At 55.5% G+C, this 22,113-nt stretch carries 14 protein-coding genes; 4 read left to right on the top strand and 10 right to left on the bottom strand.

The features are described from left to right. Positions 1-53 precede the first annotated feature (53 nt). The 7 genes from cobA to RAHAQ2_RS10785 all read right to left on the bottom strand — a co-directional run bounded on the left by cobA (position 54) and on the right by RAHAQ2_RS10785 (position 12,340). Positions 54-926: a uroporphyrinogen-III C-methyltransferase gene (gene cobA / locus RAHAQ2_RS10815; protein ID WP_238532081.1), complete on the bottom strand. Its 873-nt coding sequence runs from the start codon at positions 924-926 to the stop codon at positions 54-56. 26 nt (positions 927-952) lie between these two features. Beyond that, the gene (locus RAHAQ2_RS10810) at positions 953-3,625 is read right to left on the bottom strand and encodes a nitrate reductase (protein ID WP_015697261.1); all 2,673 of its coding nucleotides are present in this window, start codon (positions 3,623-3,625) and stop codon (positions 953-955) included. Continuing rightward, entirely contained in the window at positions 3,622-7,821 is a 4,200-nt protein-coding gene (gene nirB / locus RAHAQ2_RS10805; RefSeq protein WP_015697260.1) for a nitrite reductase large subunit NirB, read from the bottom strand. Before nirB ends, RAHAQ2_RS10810 begins: the two co-directional genes overlap by 4 nt. Before the next feature lie 22 nt (positions 7,822-7,843). Then, complete coding sequence (locus RAHAQ2_RS10800) at positions 7,844-8,641, bottom strand: ABC transporter ATP-binding protein (RefSeq protein ID WP_015697259.1); 798 nt, start codon at positions 8,639-8,641, stop codon at positions 7,844-7,846. A 9-nt stretch (positions 8,642-8,650) separates the two neighbouring features. Further along, positions 8,651-9,565, bottom strand: coding sequence for a nitrate ABC transporter permease (ntrB, locus tag RAHAQ2_RS10795; protein ID WP_015697258.1), 915 nt, complete (start codon positions 9,563-9,565; stop codon positions 8,651-8,653). Positions 9,566-9,577: 12 nt separating this feature from the next. Then, the gene (locus RAHAQ2_RS10790; RefSeq protein WP_015697257.1) at positions 9,578-10,840 is read right to left on the bottom strand and encodes a CmpA/NrtA family ABC transporter substrate-binding protein; all 1,263 of its coding nucleotides are present in this window, start codon (positions 10,838-10,840) and stop codon (positions 9,578-9,580) included. Positions 10,841-11,122: 282 nt separating this feature from the next. Beyond that, positions 11,123-12,340: a nitrate regulatory protein gene (locus RAHAQ2_RS10785; protein WP_015697256.1), complete on the bottom strand. Its 1,218-nt coding sequence runs from the start codon at positions 12,338-12,340 to the stop codon at positions 11,123-11,125. Positions 12,341-12,720: 380 nt separating this feature from the next. On the opposite strand from RAHAQ2_RS10785, the gene RAHAQ2_RS10780 reads away from it, so the two are divergent. Next, entirely contained in the window at positions 12,721-13,245 is a 525-nt protein-coding gene (locus RAHAQ2_RS10780) for a hypothetical protein (RefSeq protein WP_015697255.1), read from the top strand. Here the strand turns inward: RAHAQ2_RS10780 and RAHAQ2_RS10775 are convergent. The 3 genes from RAHAQ2_RS10775 to ascF form a co-directional block, all read right to left on the bottom strand. Next, complete coding sequence (locus tag RAHAQ2_RS10775) at positions 13,223-14,317, bottom strand: glycoside hydrolase 5 family protein (RefSeq protein WP_015697254.1); 1,095 nt, start codon at positions 14,315-14,317, stop codon at positions 13,223-13,225. The genes RAHAQ2_RS10780 and RAHAQ2_RS10775 overlap by 23 nt on opposite strands. Positions 14,318-14,561: 244 nt before the next feature. Then, on the bottom strand, positions 14,562-15,992 hold the full coding sequence (locus RAHAQ2_RS10770) for a 6-phospho-beta-glucosidase (protein ID WP_015697253.1): 1,431 nt from the start codon (positions 15,990-15,992) through the stop codon (positions 14,562-14,564). 20 nt (positions 15,993-16,012) lie between these two features. Further along, positions 16,013-17,485: a PTS cellobiose/arbutin/salicin transporter subunit IIBC gene (ascF, locus tag RAHAQ2_RS10765; RefSeq protein WP_015697252.1), complete on the bottom strand. Its 1,473-nt coding sequence runs from the start codon at positions 17,483-17,485 to the stop codon at positions 16,013-16,015. 292 nt (positions 17,486-17,777) lie between these two features. Here ascF and RAHAQ2_RS10760 point away from each other — a divergent pair, with 292 nt between their 5' ends. The 3 genes from RAHAQ2_RS10760 to RAHAQ2_RS10750 all read left to right on the top strand — a co-directional run bounded on the left by RAHAQ2_RS10760 (position 17,778) and on the right by RAHAQ2_RS10750 (position 21,745). Then, positions 17,778-18,809, top strand: a complete 1,032-nt coding sequence (locus tag RAHAQ2_RS10760) for a LacI family DNA-binding transcriptional regulator (protein ID WP_015697251.1) — start codon at positions 17,778-17,780, stop codon at positions 18,807-18,809. Between the two features lie 94 nt (positions 18,810-18,903). Further along, positions 18,904-20,982 (top strand): T6SS effector phospholipase Tle3 domain-containing protein, encoded by a 2,079-nt coding sequence (locus RAHAQ2_RS10755; RefSeq protein WP_015697250.1) that lies wholly within the window; start codon positions 18,904-18,906, stop codon positions 20,980-20,982. A 13-nt stretch (positions 20,983-20,995) separates the two neighbouring features. Further along, entirely contained in the window at positions 20,996-21,745 is a 750-nt protein-coding gene (locus RAHAQ2_RS10750) for a T6SS immunity protein Tli3 family protein (protein WP_015697249.1), read from the top strand. The last annotated feature ends 368 nt before the right edge of the window (positions 21,746-22,113 follow it).

Raw genomic sequence — 22,113 nt, 5'->3', positions numbered from 1 at the left:
ACACGGGCCCAAAGGGTTTTAAGCGCAACAAAATTTTAATCTTATTACGCGCATCACCAGCAGTCAGCCCGACCAGCCGCTGGCACAAGCTGAAACGTTGTACGGCGAGTTGTTGACTGACTGGCAGGTGACACACCAGCCGCGGCTTGTGCAGGCTGCCGGTACATTCCCGCCACCTCACCGATAATCAGCAGCGCGGGTGTGACCACACGGTTCGCCACGATGATATTCTCCAGTGAATTCAGTGTGCCGGTGAATACCCGCTGTTCCGGTTGCGTGCCCCTTTCAATCACCGCGACCGGCATCTCCGGCGGCATGCCGTGGGCAATCAGTTTCTGGCTGATGTTGCTGCTGCCTGCAATGCCCATGTAAAACACCAGTGTCTGGCGCGCTTCGGCCAGGGCCCGCCAGTCAACGTCCGGCTCACCCTGTGCGCCATGGCCCGTCACAAACCGTACCGACTGCGCCAGGTTCCGGTGGGTCAGCGGAATACCGCTGGATGCCGCGCACCCCATCGCCGCCGTGATGCCGGGCACGATGTGGCACAGCACGCCGTTCTGCTGGCAATGCGCCATCTCCTCGCCGCCGCGACCGAACACAAACGGATCCCCGCCTTTGAGGCGTACTACGCGGTGACCGGTCAACGCCAAATCGACCAATAACTGGTTAATTTCTTCCTGCCCCAGCGTGTGATTGCGCGTCGATTTACCGGCATCGATGCGCAGCGCCTCGTCGGGGATCAGCGCCATCACCGGCGCGGATACCAGCCGGTCAAACACCACCACATCCGCCTGCTGGATCACGCGCAACGCCTTCAGGGTCAGCAGCTCGACATCCCCCGGCCCCGCGCCGACCAGCCAGACTTCACCGCGACACACCGGATTACGCCGGTTGGCACCCGCCAGAATTTGCGCGATCTGCTGCATCTGTAATGTTTTTTCGAGAATGTTGTTCATTGGCTGTCTCCCGCCGTCAGCGTGGCGAGCTGACCGGCAATGATTTTTTTGAGTTCAGGAATGCATGAGCCGCAATTTGTGCCGCATTGTAGTTTTTCGCCAAGCTGTTGCACGCTGTGACATCCCTGGCGGACGGCTTGCGTGATCGAAATTTCCCCTACGGAATAACAGCTGCAAATGATGGCACCGGCTGGCCCTTTATCACTGCCTGCACGGCCTGCCAGCAACGCCAGACGCTGTTGCGCCGTGTGCGGCGGTGTGGTGAATGCCGCCAGCACCGCCTGCCGGTCAGGTGACGGCGGCCTGCGGCGGGCATAGAACGCCAGTTGTAACGCACCGTCAGCCCAGGCCAGCAGGCTGAAACCGTCATCGCCCAGTTGCGCGGTCTGGCAGAGCAGGTGGTCCGTGGCGTAAGACTCCTTCAGCCACGCCATCCAGTCTGCCGGTAGCGAAGAGTCGGCCAGCGTAAAGTGGGTCACCCCCGGCTGAGTGATCAGGCTCCAGTAAGTGGTCACCGGTGGCGTAATATTTTCACCCCGCACAAACAGTTCGGCCTGCCACGCGGCAGGCCAGCGGCTCAGGCTGACCGGCATATGTTTGCTTTCCGGCTGTCCCGACAGCGGATCAACATGCGCTTCAATCAGCGCATCCACCCGCGCCTGCTGGCTGAACAGGCTGTTCCAGTGCATCGGCACAAACACGCTGCCACGCGGTTGCAGATTGTCAGGCCGGGCGCGCAGCAACAGCCAGCCGTGCGAGGAGACAACGCGTACCAGATCGCCGGACTGGATCTGCGGCGCGTCAGCGGGATGAAACTGACAAAACGGTTCGCTGATGTGCTGCATCAGCCGCGCCGACTTACCGGTGCGCGTCATCGTGTGCCACTGGTCGCGGACCCGGCCGGTGTTCATGATCAGCGGATACGCGGCGTCCGGCTGATTGACCGGCAGCCGTGGCGTGACGGGGATCAGCCGCGCTTTGCCGTCAGGGTGAAAGAATCTGTTATCGGTAAACAGCCGCGCCGTGCCCTGCGGACTGGCCGCATTCACCGGCCACTGCACAGGCCGCAGGCTGTCCCACTCTTCATCCGAAAGCTGCGCCAGCCCGCTGATATCAAACGCCCGCGAGCCGTGATTTTCAAAACCGGAAAGCGCCGCATGTTCACGAAAAATCTCCGCCGGATGCTGCCAGGCAAATGCTTCAGCAAACCCCAGACGCTGCGCCACCTGACTGAGGATCCACCAGTCCGGTTTCGCCTCACCCGGTGCGGGCAAAAATGCCCGCTGGCGCGAAATACAGCGTTCAGAATTGGTCACGGTGCCGTTTTTCTCGCCCCAGCCCAGTGCGGGCAGACAGATATGCGCGGCGCGGGTGGTATCGGTGTCGCGCATAATGTCCGAGACAATCACCAGCGGGCAGCGCGCCAGCCCGGCCCGTACCCGGTCGGCATCCGGCAGCGACACCAGCGGATTGGTGCCCATGATCCACACCGCTTTTATCCGGCCTTCTTCCACCGCGCGGAACAGATCCACGGCGTTCAGTCCCGCCGATTTCGTGACGTTGTCACTCTTCCAGAACCGCCCCACGCGGCCGATATCTTCCGGCGTAAAGCCCATGTGCGACGCCAGCTGATTCGCCAGTCCGCCGACTTCCCGTCCGCCCATCGCGTTCGGCTGGCCGGTAATGGAAAACGGCCCGCAGCCCGCACGCCCGATATGGCCGGTTGCCAGATGCAGGTTAATAATGGCGTTGCATTTATCCACGCCGGAACCGGACTGATTAATGCCCATCGAATACAGCGTCACCAGCCGCTGGCTGTCACCCGTCATCTGATAAAACGCCAGCAACTGATCCACAGGTAATCCGCAATACGCGGCGGTACGCGCCACTGTCCAGTCCTGCGCCGCCCGTAACGCGTCTTCAGCCCCCTGCGTATGGTGTTGCAGGAAAGCGGTGTCGAGTTTTCCGCTCTCCGCCATCGCGTTCAGCGCACCACAGAACAGCGCCGCATCACTGCCGGGGCGCAAGGCCAGATGCAAATCGGCGATATCACAGGTGGCGGTCTGGCGCGGATCGATAACAATAATGCGCATCTCCGGCCGGTTCTTTTTGGCCTGTGCCAGCCGCTGATAAATCACCGGATGCGCCCAGGCCGTATTCGAACCGGTCAGCAGGACACAGTCGGCCAGTTCCAGATCCTGATAACTGCACGGCACGGCGTCGGCCCCGAACGCGCGTTTGTAACCCACCACGGCAGACGCCATGCACAGCCGCGAATTGGTATCCATATTTCCCGCGCCGATAAAGCCTTTCATCAGTTTATTGGCGACATAATAATCCTCGGTCAGCAACTGGCCGGAACCGTAAAACGCCACCGCCTGCGGGCCATGTTCGTCAATGACCGCCTGTAACCGCTGTGCAATCGTATCGAGCGCCAGCGTCCAGCTGACGGATTGATGGTCGATTTCCGGCTGTAACAGCCGCCCCTGTAACCCCAGGGTTTCTCCCAGCGCGCTGCCTTTTACGCACAATCGACCGTGATTAGCCGGATGATTTTTATCACCGCTGGCGCTGAAACCTCCGGCCTGCGGTTGCATGCTGATACCACATCCCACGCCACAATAGGCGCAGGTGGTCAGCGCCGGTGCTGTTGCCGGAGGCGTTTTCATACGCTGACCGTCGCGATAATGTCGGCGTCGGCGGTTTTCATCTCCGGCTGTTCCTGCACCCAGACGCGACCGTTTTCCACTTTCACCGGCCAGACGCTCAGCGCCCGTTGCGCGTCGTCTACGCTGCGCCCGTCGTGTAAACGGAAACGCTGTTTGTACAGCGGTGAAATCACCACCGGCTCGCCTTTCACATCGCCCACCAGTCCGCGTGCCAGCACGTTGGCGTCGCTGTCCGGCTCATGGTTACTCAGCGCGAAAACCTGCTGCGGGTGATCCGGCAAATGGAACAGCGCAATCTGCCGGTTAGCCAGCCGCGCCGCCATACCGGCATTGGCCGGAATGGCGCTGAGATCGCACAACTCCACCCAGCCCTGTACCGCCATCACCGGCTGAGTTACGGCGCCGACTGCCATATCCGCGCGTTCCTGCGACGTCGCCGGGCGAACCTGCTGACGCTCCGTCACCATTACCACCGCTTCATCCGGCTCATTGCTGTTGACGAACGGACGGAACAGCGCCAGCCGGTCCGGATCTGCCAGCGTGGTTTGCCATTCGCACTGATATGTGCCGACCACCGCATTCATCTCACTTTCCAGTTCTGCGCCGATGTGCAGGCTGTCTTCCAGCACCACCTGGCGCAGATAATCCATGCCGCCCTCAAGATTATCCATCCAGGTGCTGGTACGTTGCAGACGGTCGGCAGTACGGATGTAAAACATCAGGAAGCGGTCTACGGTGCGGATCAGATCTTCCGTGCTCATGTCCTGCGCCAGTAAATCAGCGTGGCGCGGTTTCATGCCGCCGTTGCCGCACACGTACAGGTTCCAGCCCTTTTCCGTGGCAATCACCCCGACGTCTTTGCTCTGTGCTTCGGCGCATTCACGGGTACAACCCGAGACCGCCATTTTGATTTTGTGCGGGGAGCGCAGCCCCTTGTAACGGTTCTCCAGTTGCAGCGCCAGCCTGGTGGAATCCTGCACGCCGTAGCGGCACCAGCTTGAACCGACACAGGATTTCACCGTGCGCAATGATTTGCCGTAGGCGTGACCGGTTTCAAAACCGGCATCCACCAGTTGCTGCCAGATTTCCGGCAGTTGTTCGAGGCGGGCACCGAATAAATCCACCCGCTGTCCGCCGGTAATTTTGGTGTAGAGGTTGTAGCGTTTGGCGACCAGACCGATGGCGATCAGGCCGTCGGGTGTGATTTCACCGGCCGGAATGCGCGGCACCACGGAATAGGTACCGTCTTTCTGAATGTTGGCGAAGTAACGATCGTTGGTGTCCTGCAAGGGTAAATGCTGCGGTTTGAGCAGGTAATCGTTCCAGCAGGACGCCAGAATGGATCCCGCCAGCGGTTTGCAGATTTCACAGCCGCTGCCGTGGCCATGTTTATCAATCAGTTCGGCAAAGCTGCGGATGTTGCCCATCCGCACCAGGTGATAAATTTCCTGACGGGAATAAGCAAAGTGCTCGCAGACGTCTTTTTTCACTTCGACACCCATTTCGGTGAGTGCGAATTCCATCACCTGTTTGGTCAGCGCCGCACAGCCGCCGCAGCCGGTCGCTGCTTTGGTGCAGGCTTTGACCGCCGCCATATCACCGCAGCCGCCCTTCACCGCGTCACAGATATCTGATTTGCTGACGTTATGACAGGAACAGATTTGCGCACCGTCCGGCAATGCCGCGACGCCCAGCGTTTGGGGCGCTGCACCGGCACTGGCGGGCAGGATCAGGCTTTCCGGGCTGGCGGGCAGCGGCATATCGTTGAGCATCATCTGCAAAAGCGTGCTGTATTCGTTGCTGTCGCCGACCAGTACCGCGCCGAGCAGACGTTTGCCGTCCTGCGAAACCACGATTTTTTTGTACACTTCCGCCGGACCGTCAACCCAGCTATAGCTCTGACTACCCGGCGTGCGGCCATGCGCATCGCCCACTGACGCCACTTCTACGCCCAGCAGTTTCAGTTTAGTGCTCATGTCCGCACCTTTAAACGCCACCTCGCTGCCGGAAAGCGTATCGGCCAGCGTGCGCGCCATCTGATAACCGGGGGCAACCAGACCGAAAATCTGCCCGTTCCACAAGGCACATTCACCGATAGCAAAAATGGCCGGATCAGAGGTGCGGCACTGGTCGTTAATCACGATACCGCCACGCGGCCCGACCTCCAGTCCGCACTCTTTTGCCAGCTGATCACGCGGGCGGATACCGGCGGAAAACAGCACCAGATCGGTTTCCAGATGACTGCCGTCGGCAAACTCCATGCGATAGCGACTGGCTTCACCGGCCACAATCGCGCGGGTTTCTTTACCGGTATGGACCTGCACATCCAGCGCTTCAATTTTACGGCGCAGCATCGCCGCGCCGCCTTCATCAAGCTGAACGCCCATCAGCCGTGGCGCAAATTCCACCACATGCGTTTGCAGCCCGAGATGTTTGAGCGCATTCGCCGCTTCCAGCCCCAGCAAACCGCCCCCCACCACCACACCGGTTTTGCCGGTGGCAGCGCTGGCCTGAATCGCGACCAGATCGTCCAGCGTGCGGTAAACCAGGCAGCCCGGCGCATCGTTGCCAGGGATTGGCGGCACAAACGGGTAAGAACCGGTCGCCAGTACCAGCAAATCGTAAGCCGTCTGCCGCCCCTGATGATCGACCACAAACCGGTGGCGGGTGTCGATATGACCGATGCTGTGCCCGAGGCGCAGTTCAATGCCGGTCGACGCAAAGAAACCCTCTTCCACCACCGACAGCGACTCCGCGCTGCGACCGGAGAAAAACTCGGACAGATGTACCCGGTCATAAGCCGGTGATTTTTCTTCCGCAAACACAATCACCTGATATTGCAGATGCAGTTCACGCTCGACCAGTTGTTGCAGGAAATGATGGCCGACCATGCCGTGTCCGGCCATGACTAATACGGGTTTCGACATTGCAGTGCTCCTCGTTACCTCGGCGGGTAACTGTTCTGATTTAACGGGCTGAAGGCCATAAGCGGCCGGTTCATCGCCGGGGCTGAATATGCTCAGTGGCGTCTGGCGGAGGGCGGGATGGCTGATACGGGCGAAATACGCCGGTCCGTCGCTGATATCGCCCCACAGCAGTACGCCGGTGAGCCGGTTATCACGCAGCAACAGGCGGCGGTAATGGCCGTCAACCGGGTCAGACACCGTGTGAACCTGTGCGCCGTCACCGCCGTGCAGCTCACCGGCGCAGAACAAATCAATGCCGGTCACTTTCAGGCGCAGCGGCACCGCGTGCATCACCGGCGAAACCCCCGGCGAACCTGCCAGACGGGCCGCCAGCGCCTCAGCCTGTTGCCAGCACGGCGCGACCAGACCGGCAGTCAGCTCTCCCTGCTGACAACATTCGCCGATGGCCGAAATAGCCGGGTCGGAGGTTTGCAGCGTGTCACTGACCAGAATGCCGCGATCGCAGTCCAGTCCGGCAGCCTGCGCCAGCGCAATATCGGGCCGGACACCGGCGGCCACCACCACGCGCTGCGCAGGAATTTCACGCCCGTCGCTGAGCGTCACCGCCCGCACATTGCCGGCAGGGTCACCGGCATACGCCAGTGTCTGCGCCTGTAAAACAGACGTAATGCCGCGGGTGGCGAGGCTGACGCGAAGCAGTTCTGCGCTATGTTCATCGAGCTGGCTGTCCATCAGATGAGCGCCGCGATGCAACAGGCTGACCTGCATGCCCCGCAGCGCCAGTGCGGCAGCGGCTTCCACCCCTAATACGCCACCGCCAATCACCACCGCCGGTTGTCCGGCATAATCTCCGCTGAGGATGTTTTCCACATCCTGCTGATTTCTGAAACCGTGAATACCCCGCAGTTGTGCGCCCGGCACCGGCGGCATAAAAGGCCGCGAACCGGTGGCGAGCACCAGATGGTCATAGTCAAATATCTGGCCGCCAGCCCGCACCCTGCGGGCAGCGCGGTTAATTTCTGTCGCCGCCGCACCGGCGATAAACGTGACGTTGTGACGTTTGTACCACTGCGCGTCATGGGTCACGATGTCATCAAAGTGTTTCTCACCGGCGAGCACCGGTGTAAGCAGAATACGGTTATACGCGGGCTGTTTTTCTTCGCCGATGATCAGGATGCGGTAACGGTCCGGCGCGCGTTCGCACAACCGTTCCACCAGCCGCACACCTGCCATTCCGTTGCCGATCACTATCAGGGTGGGTTTATCCATTGCGCTTATCCCGCCTGCTGAATCAGGCAACCGACCGGTGTTTTTCATACAGGAACTGCAACACCTGCTGGCGGTACTGGTGAAAGAGCGGATCGTTAGCCAGCGCCAGCCGTGAGCGCGGGCGCGCCAGGTCCACCTGCAATACGTCGCCGACTTTCGCCGCCGGTCCGTTGGTCATCATCATGACGCGATCAGAAAGCAGCACCGCTTCGTCGACGTCGTGCGTAATGAGCAAAATCGTGGTTTTCAGACGCGACTGGATCTCCATCACCGCATCCTGTAAATGCGCACGGGTTAAGGCGTCGAGCGCGCCGAAGGGTTCATCCATCAGCAACACTTTCGGTTTCATCGCCAGCGCACGGGCGATGCCCACCCGCTGTTTCATACCGCCGGAAATCTCACCCGGACGTTTGTCAGCCGCATGCCCCATATGCACCAGGTCGAGGTTGTGCGAAATCCAGTCGCGCATTTCACTTTTACTCATCACCCCTTTGAACACCTGATTCACTGCCAGCGCGACGTTCTCAAAGGTGGTCAGCCACGGCAGCAGCGAATGATTCTGAAACACCACGCCGCGTTCCGGGCCGGGGCCGGTGATTTCCTGGTTGTCACACAGCAATACGCCTTCCGTCGGGCGGCTCAGCCCGGCAATCAGGTTCAGTAAGGTGGATTTCCCGCAACCGGAATGACCAATCAGGCTGACCGTTTCGCCCTGCGCAATATCAAAGCTGACGTTGTCGAGCGCCAGAAACTGCCCTTTCGCGGTAGGGAAACTCTGGCTGACGTTCTGCACGCGGATAATGGCTTTGTCGTTTTTCATCTCAGGCTCCTAACGGTTGTCGTAACTGAAGCGGCGGGCAATGGCCATCAGCCCCTGCTCCAGCACCATACCCACCACGCCAATCAGCAGGATGGCGATAATGATGTTTTCCACGTTGAGGTTGTTCCACTCGTTCCAGATCCAGAAACCAATCCCGACGCCGCCGGTAAGCATTTCGGCGGCAACAATCACCAGCCACGCAATACCAATCGACAAACGCACACCGGTGAGGATGTAAGGCAGTACCGCCGGAAACAGGATCTTGCGCATCACGGTGAATTCACTGAGTTTCAGCACCCGCGCGACGTTGAGATAGTCCTGCGGAATACGCATTACGCCTTCTGCCGTATTGAGGATCATCGGCCAGATCGAACAGATAAAAATGGTCCACGCCGAGGCGGGTTCTGCCCGCTGGAACAGCAGCAAGCCGATAGGCAACCACGCCAGCGGGCTGACCGGACGCAGCAATGAAATGATCGGATTGAGCATGCTGGCGATAAAACTGAAGCGCCCGATCAGAAATCCCGCAGGGATGCCGATCAGTGCCGCCAGCCCGAAGCCCATCGCCACCCGTTTGAGCGATGCCAGGACGTTCCAGCCAATGCCCATGTCGTTCGGCCCGGCGATGTAAAACGGATCGGCGAAAATCACTTTGGCCGCTTCCCAGGTTTTCAGCGGCGTCGGAAACCCTTTACTGCTGAGCGCGGCAATCTGCCAGAGTGCGATCACGACGATGGCGCCCAGCAACGCCGGAATGGCTTTTTGCACAACGCGGCGCATCACGACACGCAACCGGGCGATGTAAGCCGTTTTTGTGGCACTGACCGGCGGTGCGACGTTTAGCGCTGCCGGGGCGATCGGTACGATTTCTGCACTTACCGGTTCGGTCAGCGCGATAACATTAGGTTTTGAATTCACGGACATCGGCGACCTCACTTAGCGTTTCATGGCAAAACTGTTGGCATATTCAGCAGGGTTACTGCCGTCCCAGACTTTTCCGTCCATCAGCGTGCTGCTGCGCATATCACCGGACGGCAGATTGATGCCGCCGACCGCCGTCGCCGCCTGTTTGTACACATCAATGCGGTTGATTTTTTTGGCGACCGCCAGATAGTCCGGGTCTTTGTCCAGTAATCCCCAGCGTTTGTGCTGGGTCAGGAACCACATGCCGTCGGAGAGATACGGGTAGTTGACTGCGCCGTCGTTGAAGAAGCGCATGCTGTGGGCATCTTTCCACTTTTTGCCCAGCCCGTTTTCGTAATCGCCGAGCATCCGCCCCTGAATCGTTGCCACCGGCGTATTGATGTAGGCGCGTGCGGCGACGACCTGCGCGGTTTCGATGCGGTTGGCATCAGAGGTGTCAATCCAGCGTGAGGCATCAAGCACGGCAGCAGTCAGCGCACGGGCGGCATTAGGATTGGCCGCGACCCAGGCCGAGGTGGTGCCAAGAATTTTTTCCGGATGATCCGGCCAGATCTCCTGTGACGTGGCAGCGGTAAAACCGATATCGTCCTGAATGGCACGCTGGTTCCAGGGTTCACCGACGCAGTAACCGCTCATGTTGCCAATCTTCATGTTCACCACCATTTGCGGTGGCGGCACGACCACGTTGCGCACATCGTTAAACGGGTGGATACCGGCGTTCGCCAGCCAGTAATACAGCCACATAGCATGAGTGCCGGTGGGGAATGTCTGCGCAAAGGTGTAAGTGCCTTTCGCGCTGGCATCGACCCCTTTTTTCAGCGAGGCCCCGTCGGTGACACCGGCCTGTTTCAGCTGATTTGAAAGCGTGATTGCCTGCCCGTTATTGTTGAGCGACATCAGCATCGCCATGTCATGCTGCGGGCCGGACACGCCCAGTTGCAGGCCATACACCAGCCCGTAAAGCACGTGCGCGGCATCGAGTTCACCGGACACCAGTTTGTCGCGCACCGACGCCCAGCTTGATTCCTTGCTGGGGATAATTTTGATGCCGTACTTCTCATCAAACTTTTTCACTGCCGCCATCACCACGGAGGAACAATCGGTCAGCGGAATAAACCCGACACGGATTTCTTTTTTCTCTGGCGCATCTGAACCGGCCGCCCAGACGCTGTTCATAAAGCCCGGCATCATCATGCTGCCGCCCAGCACCGCACTCCCGGCAATAAAGCGGCGGCGGGAGAATTGCCCCGGAGTTTTTTTATCGTCTTGCGTCATTGCGGCTTCCTGTAAAGTTGAAAAATGAGCAAAAAAAAAGCGTCCAGTCAGCGCTCAGTTTCCTGAACGCTGACGGACGCCTTTATCCGTAATCCTGACTAAACCGCCATTGGTTGAGTCCTTATGGTGGAAAAACAATGCAGCTTGTATGCCAACTTCGTGCATCGTAATAAAATCAGCTCGTTAGCGGATTTCCCGCGCGCGCCTGACCGCCTGGTGCACCGCCACGGCACGCGGTGCACATCGCCATGGCACACGGACAGTGCAGATACTCCTAAGGGATTACTCGCCTTTCTTCCCGAATACAGCCGACACCGCGAGCATGGCTTCGGCAATGTCCGACAGCTTCTTGTTCTGGTTCATCGCCATATCACGCAAGGTTTTATGCGCCTGCGGTTCGGTCAGGCCGTGATGTTGCATCAGCAACCCTTTGGCGCGTTCCACCAATTTTCGCTCCGCCAGCGTGGCGCGAAGACCGGCCAGTTCGGTGTCGAGCGCCTGTAACTGACGGGATTGCTGCTCGACCAGCTCCAGCACGGAACGGCTGAGCTGCGGCGGGATCAGCGCCGAATAATGCGACTCCTGTTGCGGAATTTGTCCGATATCCTGCTGCTGAAGGGCAAGGGACGCCTGCGCTTCGCGGATCCGCTCGCGGCAGCACGCCATCAGAACCTCTTCCAGTAAATCTTCCACCACTTTCATGCCGTCGATACGCGCCGTGGTCACCTCAAACCAGCGCAGCGCGGCAACCGGGCCGTCATCTGCCGGCGTGGTGCGGGTACAGGCAATCCGCCGCAGCCGCTCGAACTCGCTGCTGTCAGCGCTCAGTTGCTGTTGCCACAGCGCCAGACAGCGGACATCGGCAAATTCCCTGAAGGTTTGAAAACACCGCTCCTGGCCTTCGATCAGCGCTAACAGCAACTGATGCGCCACGTCATCGAAATGCCGCGCGGCAAACCCTGCAGCGCCTGATGCACGTTCCTGTCCGGCCAGTTCCTTACCCTGCATAAAGCTGAACATGGCCAGTAACGCCCGTGAAATGGACGGATCACCCGAAATATCGGCGGCTTCAAACACCAGCGCCAGATGGGTGCGGATCACTTCGCTGTACTGCCGCATGGCTTCCGGCTGGCTGATATCCTGCGCCCGGACCTGACGGCGCAATACCGGCAACGTGCTGAGGCTGTGTAAGACGGCAGCGATACGGCTGAACAGACGCGGCGCATTGCCCATGCTCTGCCCGTTCAGATCCAGCGCCAGCAACTGCTGATCCACCGCCTGTTCCGCCATCTGAACCTGTAACGCCCGCTCACTCAGTTGTTCCGCCCACAGTTCGCCGTGCGTACATAAATAGATGTTCGCCGTGCCCCGCTCGCGTTGCAGCACGTGGATAAGCTGGCTGACTGCGCCAACCAGCTTGCCCATCTCCAGCAGTTGTTGCAGGCAGATAATTTCACTTTTTTTCGATGCCAGTACGAAACTCAGGGCAGAAAGGGACATGGAGGGACCTGATAGTGAGTAGAAGTTCAGGAAGTAAAGCAAGAAGTGTGCCGGAGAAGGAGCAAAGCAAAACGGCCCGGTCAGCTCCCTCTCCTGCGATTTTGCTCATAGAAAGTGCTTCATGATGGCAATTGAACGCCTCAGGTATTTTGCAATGCTTAATAAATCATTCATCAAATCATATAGCCGTAACCTAATCCCTCTGAAAAACAGCGTGTTGCTAAATCCCTTATCCGGCGTGAAATTTAGCTGACTATTAAAATATCCTGGCACACGTTATATTGCTGCCGGTTTATGAACAGGCCCGTGAGGCTGGAAATATTCAGAAAAACCTGAACGTAATTTATTTATATTAAAACATTTATAACATTGGAGGTTATATGTATTTGCTTGGCTACCATGGAACAAGTGCGGCTTCTGCTTTGCAATTAGTAAAATATGGCCCCAAAGAAAGCCATGCTTATGCCGCTTTAGGCTCAGGGTTATATGTCGCAAGAGATGATGATTTTTTAGTGGGTTATTTTTCACGGGCAGCCGAGTCGCGGGATATGTTCAATCCGGCGCATCATGGTAAAAAAGCTGTCGGTATTAATCCTTTCAAAGGCCCGACGATTTTGAAAGTGTTTTCGCGTGTCCCTTTATGCCAACTGAAGGAATGCCGCTGGGATATTATGGAGTACAGTCAGTGTAAGTTTCATTGCCGTGATAATTTAAATGACTTACAAGGCATGGCGAATAATCTGCAAATGGTGATTCCCCCGCAATATTTTAAATTCCTGCGCATCACCGGGCATGTGAAAATACCGGGCAAAAGTGAACGCCCGGTCTCCTGGCCTGTTAATGAGTCACCAATAAGTAATAGCCGAAATAAAGCGTTCCCCCTTACCAGACGTCATTCTTTTTAATGCACGTTAAACGGCGGACCAGATCCATTTCGGCGCGCCGGAACGGAATACCGTATTCGTCGAGTACGTCATGAAACCATAAATGGGCGTAATCCTGATTGCCCTTGCGCACCGAAGGCCACGGCAGCGTCGTCTGGGTTTTACCGCGCACTAATCCCCACTGATAACAACCGGCATTGAGCGCGCTGAACAGCGGCAGTTGTTCCTCAAACACGCTGCCGACGTGACGCGCCAGCCATTCGGTACATAACACCGGACGGTTGAATTTCTGCCAGAAACGCAGCGCCTGTAAAAGTTTCGGCGTCGTGACATACGCGTGGAAACTGATGACGTCAGAAAGCTCAGCCGCCGCGACATCGATGGGATGGGTGAAAAACTCGCTTTCCGGCTGGTCCGCATCCTGTGAGACATGCCAGGCACCGGCGGTCAGCGGCTGGACAGGATCTTCCTCGCGCGCCCAGGCAAACGCCTTATGCATCAGTTCCAGGGCAAATCCTTCCAGTTTTTCGTCATACATGACTTCTTCCAGTCCGGTGGCGAACGTACCACGGTTACCCGGTTCGTTGTACAAATCCCAGATGGCAATGCGGTCATCGGTGCGGAAATGGCGGATGATATCGCGCACATAACGCTCCACTTCGGGCCACATCTCGCGGTTGCACACCACGTCGCGCCCCGGACTGGCTGCCGCCTGACTGTTGTGTTTTCCCGGTTCCGGCGCTTTTTGTGGCCCCAGAAACGGCTCGTCGCCGGAGAATCCGCAATCGTCCATCAGCGTGAGCATGACCCTGATTTCATGACGACTGGCAATACTGAGAAACTGATCGATGCGCGCCAGCAAACCGTCGCGATCGGCCTGCCAGACGATAAACGGCAGATTGATACGCAACTGGTTATAGCCCGCTTCCTGTGCCCAGCCGAGTTCCTGATCAATCACCGGCGCATCGAAGGTTTCACGCTGCCACAGCTCCGTCCAGTTAACCGCCGTGCGCGGCAGATAATTAAATCCGCAAATCCAGCCCTGTTGTTCACTCCATGCAGCCGCCTGTTCCCTGCTCCATTGCGTTTTCATTCATCGCTCCTGATGTTAAAAGGCATTAACGTCGATTAAGAGCCATTTTTTATTCCCTCTTAACCACGACGGCAAATTGCGTGTCCGGGTTATTTAATTGCGATCACACTCTTTTTACGTAATTTACAGAGCCGACAGGCAAATTTAAGCGTTCTGATAATGTGTAAAAGGCAAAATACGGCGACGCAATGCCGCGCAGGGAGAGGTGGGAATACCCGCTATGCGGATATTCCCTGTTGCGGCATCAGTCCAGATCGACGCCGTGACTGGCAATCACTTTCTTGTACCAGTAAAACGATTTCTTTCTCTTTCTTTCCAGCGTGCCGTTGCCGGCATCGTCGCGGTCGACATAAACAAAGCCGTAGCGCTTGCTCATTTCGCCGGTCGAGGCGGACACCAGATCGATACAGCCCCATGAGGTGTAGCCGATCAGCGGAACGCCGTCGGTGATCGCTTCGCCCATCGCGCGGATGTGTTCGCGCAGATAACTGATGCGGTAATCATCATTGATTTCGCCCTGCGCGTTAATTTCATCTTTCGCGCCGAGGCCGTTTTCCACCAGGAATAACGGCTTCTGATAGCGGTCGTACATCATGTTCATGGTGATACGCAGGCCAAGCGGGTCAATGCCCCAGCCCCATTCGCTGGCCTCGATATAGGGGTTTTTCAGTGATTTAACAATGTTCGCCGCGCTGCTGTTGTTGTCGTTCATGTCTGCCGACGCACAGCGTGAGGCGTAGTAGCTAAAGGATACGAAATCGACGGTATTTTTCAGGATCTCGTCGTCGCCCGGTTCGGTGACCACGTTCACGCCCTTCTCCGCAAACACGCGCCGGGTATACGACGGATATTCGCCGCGTGCCTGCACATCGATAAAGAACAGGTTTTCGCGGTCTTTCTGCAATGCCGCCCAGACATCAGCCGGTTTGCAGGTTTGCGGATAGAAATTCCCGCCCGCCAGCATACAGCCGACCTGATTCTCCGGGTTTATTTCGTGGGCAATTTTTGTCGCTAAAGCACTGGCTACCAGCTCATGATGCGCCGCCTGATATTTCACCTGCTCCTGATTTTCGCCCTCTTCAAAGACTAAACCGGCACCGGAGAACGGGCTGTGCAGCAGGATGTTAATTTCGTTGAAGGTCAGCCAGTATTTCACCAGCCCGTCGAACGCTTCAAAACAGGTCCGCGCATAGCGGGCGAAAAACTCCACCATTTTGCGGTTACGCCACGAACCGTATTCGATGACCAGATGCATCGGCACATCAAAATGGCACAGCGTTACCAGCGGTTCGATGCCGTATTTTTTGCATTCCGCAAATACGTCGCGGTAAAACGCGATACCTTCAGCGTTCGGCACCAGCTCATCACCGTTCGGATACAGGCGGCTCCAGGCGATCGAGGTGCGGAACACGGTAAAGCCCATTTCCGCCATCAGGGCGATGTCTTCTTTGTAGCGATGGTAGAAATCAATCGCCTGATGCGCCGGATAAAACTCGTCGTCTTTCAGCGAGAAACGTTTTTCCTGACCGGTTTTCACTGCCAGACGGTGCGCGCCATGCGGGATCATATCTACCGTCGTCAGTCCTTTGCCCCCTTCAAAACTGCCGCCTTCGGCCTGGTTTGCGGCGATCGCGCCGCCCCATAAAAAGCCTTCGGGAAATGCTGATGCTGCCATGTGAAATCCTCTTCTTTAATTTATTTAACTGCGCTTTGCGAAACCGCAAAGGCGGTGGAAGCTGCCGGTTCTGCCATTTTTGTTTCTTTCGGCGTCACGGTTTCCACCGGAATATCTTCAAATCCGAGCAGCAGCGTGGTGAAGAAGGAAATCACCACGGCGAGGACCATCACGCCCGCTACCCAGACAATGCTCATCGGATTCGACGGGTCAAAGAACTGCACGCTGGTAAACAGCCCCGGCGACGCCATTGAATGGCTGGCAAGTCCGCCTAATCCCGCCACGCCGCCGCAAATAAAGCCGCTGATTAAACAGGCAATCAGCGGACGTTTCAGGCGCAGCGCCACACCATACAAAGCCGGTTCAGAAATCCCGGCGACAATCGCTGAAGCCGCTGCGGCCAGCGCAGTCTGACGCAACTCCGGGTTTTTGGTACGCCACGCGACCGCCAGTGAAGAACCGCCCAGTGACAGGTTTGCACCGATTTCAGACGGCATGACCATGCCCTCTTTGCCGGTTTCAGCGATGGTCTGAATAATGGTTGGCGTGAATACCCGGTGCATCCCGGTCATCACCAGCAGCGGCCAGGCCGCGCCCATAATCGCGACAGACAGCCAGCCCAGATAACTGTGTACGGTATAGACCACCGCAGAAATCCCGGTACCGATCCAGATACCCAGCGGGCCAATCAGCATGATAGCGATGGGGGCGGCGATCAGCATAATCAGCATCGGTTTCAGGAAGTTTTTGGTGACAACCGGCGTGATGCGATCGACCCACTTTTCAATGTAAGACAGCAGCCAGGTCATGCACAGCGCCGGGATCACGGTATAGGTGTATTTCACCGCCGTGACGGAAATGCCGATAAATTCGACTTTCTGCCCCTGCGCCGCTTTCGCCATTAAATCGATAAACGCCGGATGGACCAGGATCCCGGCAATGGCGATCGCCAGCGACATATTGGTTTTAAATTTCACCGCCGCCGAGGCCGCCACCATCACCGGCAGGAAGAAGAACGCGCCGTCACCGATGGTATTGAGGATCACCAGCGTTGAGGCACCTTTCTCGAACACGCCCGTCATGTCCAGGATCATCGCCAGCAGTTTCACCATGGAGCCGCCGATAATGGCCGGGATCAGCGGTGACATGGTGCCGATCAGCGCATCGAGAATGCCGGAACCGATGCGTTTCAGGGTGATTTTGTTTTTTACCGGCGCATCATTGTCGCTGGCAGAAAACCCTTCCGGCAGCAATTTCAGCACTTCAGCGTACGCCTGAGAAACGTTGTTACCGATGATCACCTGACACTGTTTTTCGTTGCGCACCACGCCCATCACGCCGGTGATGGCTTTCAGTGTGGCGGCATCAACCGCAGATTCGTCATTCAGCACAAAGCGCAGACGCGTCATGCAGTGCGTCACTGCCGCCACGTTCTGTGGGCCGCCGATGGCATCAACAATCGACTGTGATATTGCTGCAAAATTTTTAGACATGAGTAACAACTCTCTCGGATTCATAGGGTTATGAATGTTTTTCAGAAGCCCTGGCTTCTGTGAAACCGTTATTGATGAACGTTATGCTTACTTTTGCGAAATGCTGTGAAACGATAGGTAACCGGTTTCATACGAGAATGTGCAGTTCTTATTCATACTTCAATAAAAATCTGCAATGCTGTTTTATTTTTGTGATGACGATCGCCCACTGCCGTTCTGGCATGCCAAAAACATCGCAAAACGGCTGAAATGTGTAGAATGACGCATCATTTTTCTCTTTCAGGAAGCCCTGATGTCGACAATGCAGGAAGTGGCAACCAAAGCGGGCGTTTCCAAAGCCACCGTTTCCCGTGTGCTTTCCGGTAAAGGTTATGTGAGCCAGGAAACGAAAGATCAGGTGTTTAAAGCCATTGAGGAAGCGGGATACCGGCCTAATCTGCTGGCGCGCAATCTGGCGACCAGCAAGTCGATGTGCATCGGTCTGGTGGTGACCAACACGCTGTATAACGGCAACTATTTCAGTGAGATAATTTCTCAGGCGGCCAAAAAACTCGACGCCAACGGACGTCAGCTGATCCTGGTAGATGGCAAACACAGCGCCGGAGAAGAGCGCGAAGCCATTCAGTTTCTGCATGATTTACGCTGTGACGGCATTATTATTTATCCGCGCTTTTTATCTGTTGATGAAATGGATGAACTGATCGACAAATATAAAAAACCGGTGATGGTGGTTAACCGTAAATTGCGCAAACATCAGAGCCATTGTATTTATTGCGACCACAAAGGTTCCGGTTTTAATGCTACTCAGGCGCTGATTGAACGCGGCCACCATCATATTGCGTTTATCACCGGCTCGCTGGATTCCCCGACCGCCATCGAACGTCTTTCGGGTTATAAAGAGGCGCTTACGGCAGCCGGATTACCGGTAAAAGAATCGCTGATTGCGCAGGGGAAATGGTCTGCGGCCAGCGGTGCTGCTGCTGCGGACACCCTGCTGGCGCGCGGTGAACCCTTCAGCGCCATTCTGGCCAGTAACGATGAAATGGCCATTGGTGCAATGAAAAGACTGAACGACGCCGGTATTGCCGTACCCGCGCAGGTTTCGGTGATCGGGTTTGATAATATTCCCACCGCGCCGTTTCTTATTCCCGCGCTGTCGAGCGTGAAAGATCCGGTCAGCGATATGGTCAGCGAAGTCATCAGCCAGATTATTTCCATGCTCGACGGCGGCTATTTGTCCGAGCAGAATAAGTTTGTGTCTGAGCTTATTCTGCGGGACTCAGTGGTTGACGGGCCCTATCTCAAATCTCGGGAAACATGTTAGATTATTACAGTTAACCCATTATTTTACAGAGAGTATTATTGAACGTGCTTATAGGAAGTCGTTAATTAAATAGATGTTTAGAAGGAATTAAACGATGAGTGAAATGATTCACAAAAATATTCGCAATCCAAAGTTTTTATCAGAGGATGATATTGGACGCCCTGTCAGTGCAGGTGCAATGACAATCCAAAACTGTGCCGTTATGCGTCCGCTTCCCTGCATTGTGATTCTGGTCCACGGCGTAAATGATGTCGGTGAGGCTTATCAGGATCAGGATACCGGCATTTGTGCCGGACTGAATACCCGCCTCGGGCGTCAGGATATTCATCCCCATGAATGGAAAACGCACGAATTCATGATTTCCGACGCCGATGACAATGTCGCAAAACTCACCTGTAGTGTGCAGGATCACACCTGTATCGGGGTCGCTAACCGCTCACCGGTGATCCCGTTTTACTGGGGTTATAAACCGGTCGACCATGACACCTGGGAGCAGGATCAGAAGCAATACCGAAAAGACTTACTCGAAAAACACCATAACGCTGACCTGCCTTACGATACCTACCGCGAAAATGACGCCGTCAAAATACGACAACATGACAACCAGAATATCGATAATCTCAATAACTGGCTTGATCTGACATCCGCCAAAGGCGGCGGCACTTTTGCCAATGCCACCACCTGCATTCCTGATATGTTTGGTCCCGGTGCATCCGGCCGTATTTTAGAAGCCGTCGGGTTATTCAAATCCCGCAGTGATCTCGAAAATCACGGGGACTGGAGTCATCCTATTTACCAAAACCCGCACCGGATTTATCAGGCTTATGCCGCACGCCGTCTGGCGGATCTGATTTTAGATATCAGACAAAATCCGTTAACTCAGAATGACACCATCAATATTGTTGCCCACAGTCAGGGCACGATAATTACCATGTTGGCCAATATGTGGGTGCAGGCTGAAGGCGCGGCGCCTGCCGACTGCGTAATACTCAATCATTCACCCTATGCGCTGGAGAACCGCTGGCTGGAAAACGCCATGCCCGGAAATCAGCAAACCCGTCAGGGACGGCAAAAAACACTGAGCAATTTTTGCCGGCTTATGTCACAAAACGCTCTGTACCAGCCTGGAGCAATCTCTCATGACAGTGCCTATCTTCAGCAATTGCACGATATCGGCTGTATTTCATTAAATAAATCGCCGTGGAACGACCCGCTTTATAACCGCAATAATTTCGGCAAGGTATATAACTATTTCTGCCCTAACGATCAGGTGGTGTCCATGTCACCCATTCAGGGATTCGGCTGGCGCGGGATCCCTGACAAAATCAAAGCGCAGTCCGGCGATAACCTCTATCAGCGTGTTTTCTGTAAAGACGTCGTGGTGGGCGATAAGACTGCTTTTCATTTTGAGATGCCTGCGCGTCAACCTGATGACTCAGCCGATACCGGTTATTCATTTACCGACGTCACCGTCAATGCCCCGGTTTTACCCGATCCGTTTGTCTTTAAGCTGATGGCACAGGGCAAAGGTTATAAGGCGGCACTGAGCGGTAACGATCCTAAAATTGCCAAAGCCGCGATGAAAGCCGAACGGTTCCCTGCCGAATGTATTGATGTACCCGCCTGCGCACAATTTCAATATCTGGATAATGGTGTGGCGCTGAATGAAGCTCAGCTGGAAGAGCTGAGAAGCCAATATCCCTGGGATATTGTCAGCGGTATTTATCATGAACTTAATGGTTATTTCCGCCAGCTTGTACTGTTACGCCGGATGACAGATAAAGAACTGGACCGTGCAATAAAAATGGATACCACGTTCAGCCAGCACTCCTCTATTGTGACCAATATTGAAGTGGCGCAGAAATCTACCGCGTTTGATCTGGCCATCGGACAATGTCAGGCATTTGAATATCAGGAGTTCTGGGAAGGATTGTTATTAAAAGCTGACTGGCGTCGTGAAATGAATCCGGATCCAAGTGTTAAAAAGTACTATCTGGATGGCGTACTACCGAAAGCAGTAAAGGCACTTATGAACAAACCCGAACGGGAAAAAGGAATGCCTATGGGAGATTTCGGTGTTTTGAATGACTATGGCGCTCGTGTCAGGCCAAATAGTCCGGGTACGAATCTGACAGATGTTTTGCAGTGGGAAATGCCAGCTCCTCAGATTTGAGCAAGGAAGTTCTATGAAAAGCACTAAAATAATATTAACAAGCCTGTTGATTTTTTGGTCTGGAGTCGGGCAATCAACCCCCTATAAGACGCCTTTACAAGTTGTTTATCAATTTGACGCTCATCGTTATCTCGAACTTGAAGGAAATCGTTGCGAAGGCGCGTTGTGGTACGTCGACATAACAAGAAATATACGGACTGAAGTGGTCCATCGTGACAACCCAATATTTCGGATTTCATTTTTTAAATTTGTGCATCCATCTGAAAAATATATTGCGATTCCATGGGATGACTTATCTGGTTTCTTGATTTCAAAAGATTATGGCCGCACATGGGAGGGAGCACGTTTCTCCCCCGGTACCGGCGCAGTTCAGTACGGAGCTGACGGCCCCCAACGCCAAGAAATTGAATCCATCACTGTCGTCAACGATCAGGGCTATGTGCTGACCAAAACGGGTGACCTTTATATGAGTTCAAAGCCCTTTGACGACCCACGGCTTGAACCCGGCGGTAGCGGCATTGATTACACATTCACCAACAGCCGCGGGCAGTCTCAAACTAACCATATAAGGCCAGGATATGGCGGTGGAAAATGGGGAGAAAATTACGTTTCATGGAATTCATTGCAGGGTACACCACCACGAACCATTTTCGCTTACCGAACGAATTTCCAGAACATCCCCAACAAAGTCCCTGAGGTGAAAAATTACACCGGCTGGGATCGTATGCGGTGTGATCCGGATTTGGGGTTACCGGTCAAATGAAGCCTAAACCGCAAATAAAACCTGAGCGCCTTTAAGCGCCAAAGACTCAGCCGCACCGTGTTGCGGCTTTTTTATTGAATCTTTAACTGCATGTAACCCATGAACATTATGTGCCTTTTTATTAAAGCGATACCCTTTCCTGCCGATAACAATCCCGTTAGCTGAAACCCAAATAACCTATTTCACTTAAGGCCGATCTTTTTGCTAAATACGCTTAAATTTAAGCATGTTAGAAGCAAAATTTGACGAACTAAGAATTTTCTTATGCTAACGTTTCACGGGCACATCACAGCAAAAATGCGTCGGGAACAGGCGCACTATTTAGCCGGACTCTGATTTGGACGGATCCCGTGCAGAGACGGCCCGCT

Source organism: Rahnella aquatilis CIP 78.65 = ATCC 33071, from assembly GCF_000241955.1.
Taxonomy (GTDB): domain Bacteria; phylum Pseudomonadota; class Gammaproteobacteria; order Enterobacterales; family Enterobacteriaceae; genus Rahnella; species Rahnella aquatilis.
Note: the sequence above shows the minus strand (reverse complement) of the source record. Positions and strands in the feature narration are given on the sequence as shown.

Bases quoted from the DNA above. Each gene is read 5' to 3' on its own strand.
- cobA (WP_238532081.1), bottom strand. From the start codon at position 926: ATGCAGCAGATCGCGCAAATTCTGGCGGGTGCCAACCGGCGTAATCCG.
- RAHAQ2_RS10810 (WP_015697261.1), bottom strand. From the start codon at position 3,625: ATGAAAACGCCTCCGGCAACAGCACCGGCGCTGACCACCTGCGCCTAT.
- nirB (WP_015697260.1), bottom strand. From the start codon at position 7,821: ATGGATAAACCCACCCTGATAGTGATCGGCAACGGAATGGCAGGTGTG.
- RAHAQ2_RS10800 (WP_015697259.1), bottom strand. From the start codon at position 8,641: ATGAAAAACGACAAAGCCATTATCCGCGTGCAGAACGTCAGCCAGAGT.
- ntrB (WP_015697258.1), bottom strand. From the start codon at position 9,565: ATGTCCGTGAATTCAAAACCTAATGTTATCGCGCTGACCGAACCGGTA.
- RAHAQ2_RS10790 (WP_015697257.1), bottom strand. From the start codon at position 10,840: ATGACGCAAGACGATAAAAAAACTCCGGGGCAATTCTCCCGCCGCCGC.
- RAHAQ2_RS10785 (WP_015697256.1), bottom strand. From the start codon at position 12,340: ATGTCCCTTTCTGCCCTGAGTTTCGTACTGGCATCGAAAAAAAGTGAA.
- RAHAQ2_RS10780 (WP_015697255.1), top strand. From the start codon at position 12,721: ATGTATTTGCTTGGCTACCATGGAACAAGTGCGGCTTCTGCTTTGCAA.
- RAHAQ2_RS10775 (WP_015697254.1), bottom strand. From the start codon at position 14,317: ATGAAAACGCAATGGAGCAGGGAACAGGCGGCTGCATGGAGTGAACAA.
- RAHAQ2_RS10770 (WP_015697253.1), bottom strand. From the start codon at position 15,992: ATGGCAGCATCAGCATTTCCCGAAGGCTTTTTATGGGGCGGCGCGATC.
- ascF (WP_015697252.1), bottom strand. From the start codon at position 17,485: ATGTCTAAAAATTTTGCAGCAATATCACAGTCGATTGTTGATGCCATC.
- RAHAQ2_RS10760 (WP_015697251.1), top strand. From the start codon at position 17,778: ATGTCGACAATGCAGGAAGTGGCAACCAAAGCGGGCGTTTCCAAAGCC.
- RAHAQ2_RS10755 (WP_015697250.1), top strand. From the start codon at position 18,904: ATGAGTGAAATGATTCACAAAAATATTCGCAATCCAAAGTTTTTATCA.
- RAHAQ2_RS10750 (WP_015697249.1), top strand. From the start codon at position 20,996: ATGAAAAGCACTAAAATAATATTAACAAGCCTGTTGATTTTTTGGTCT.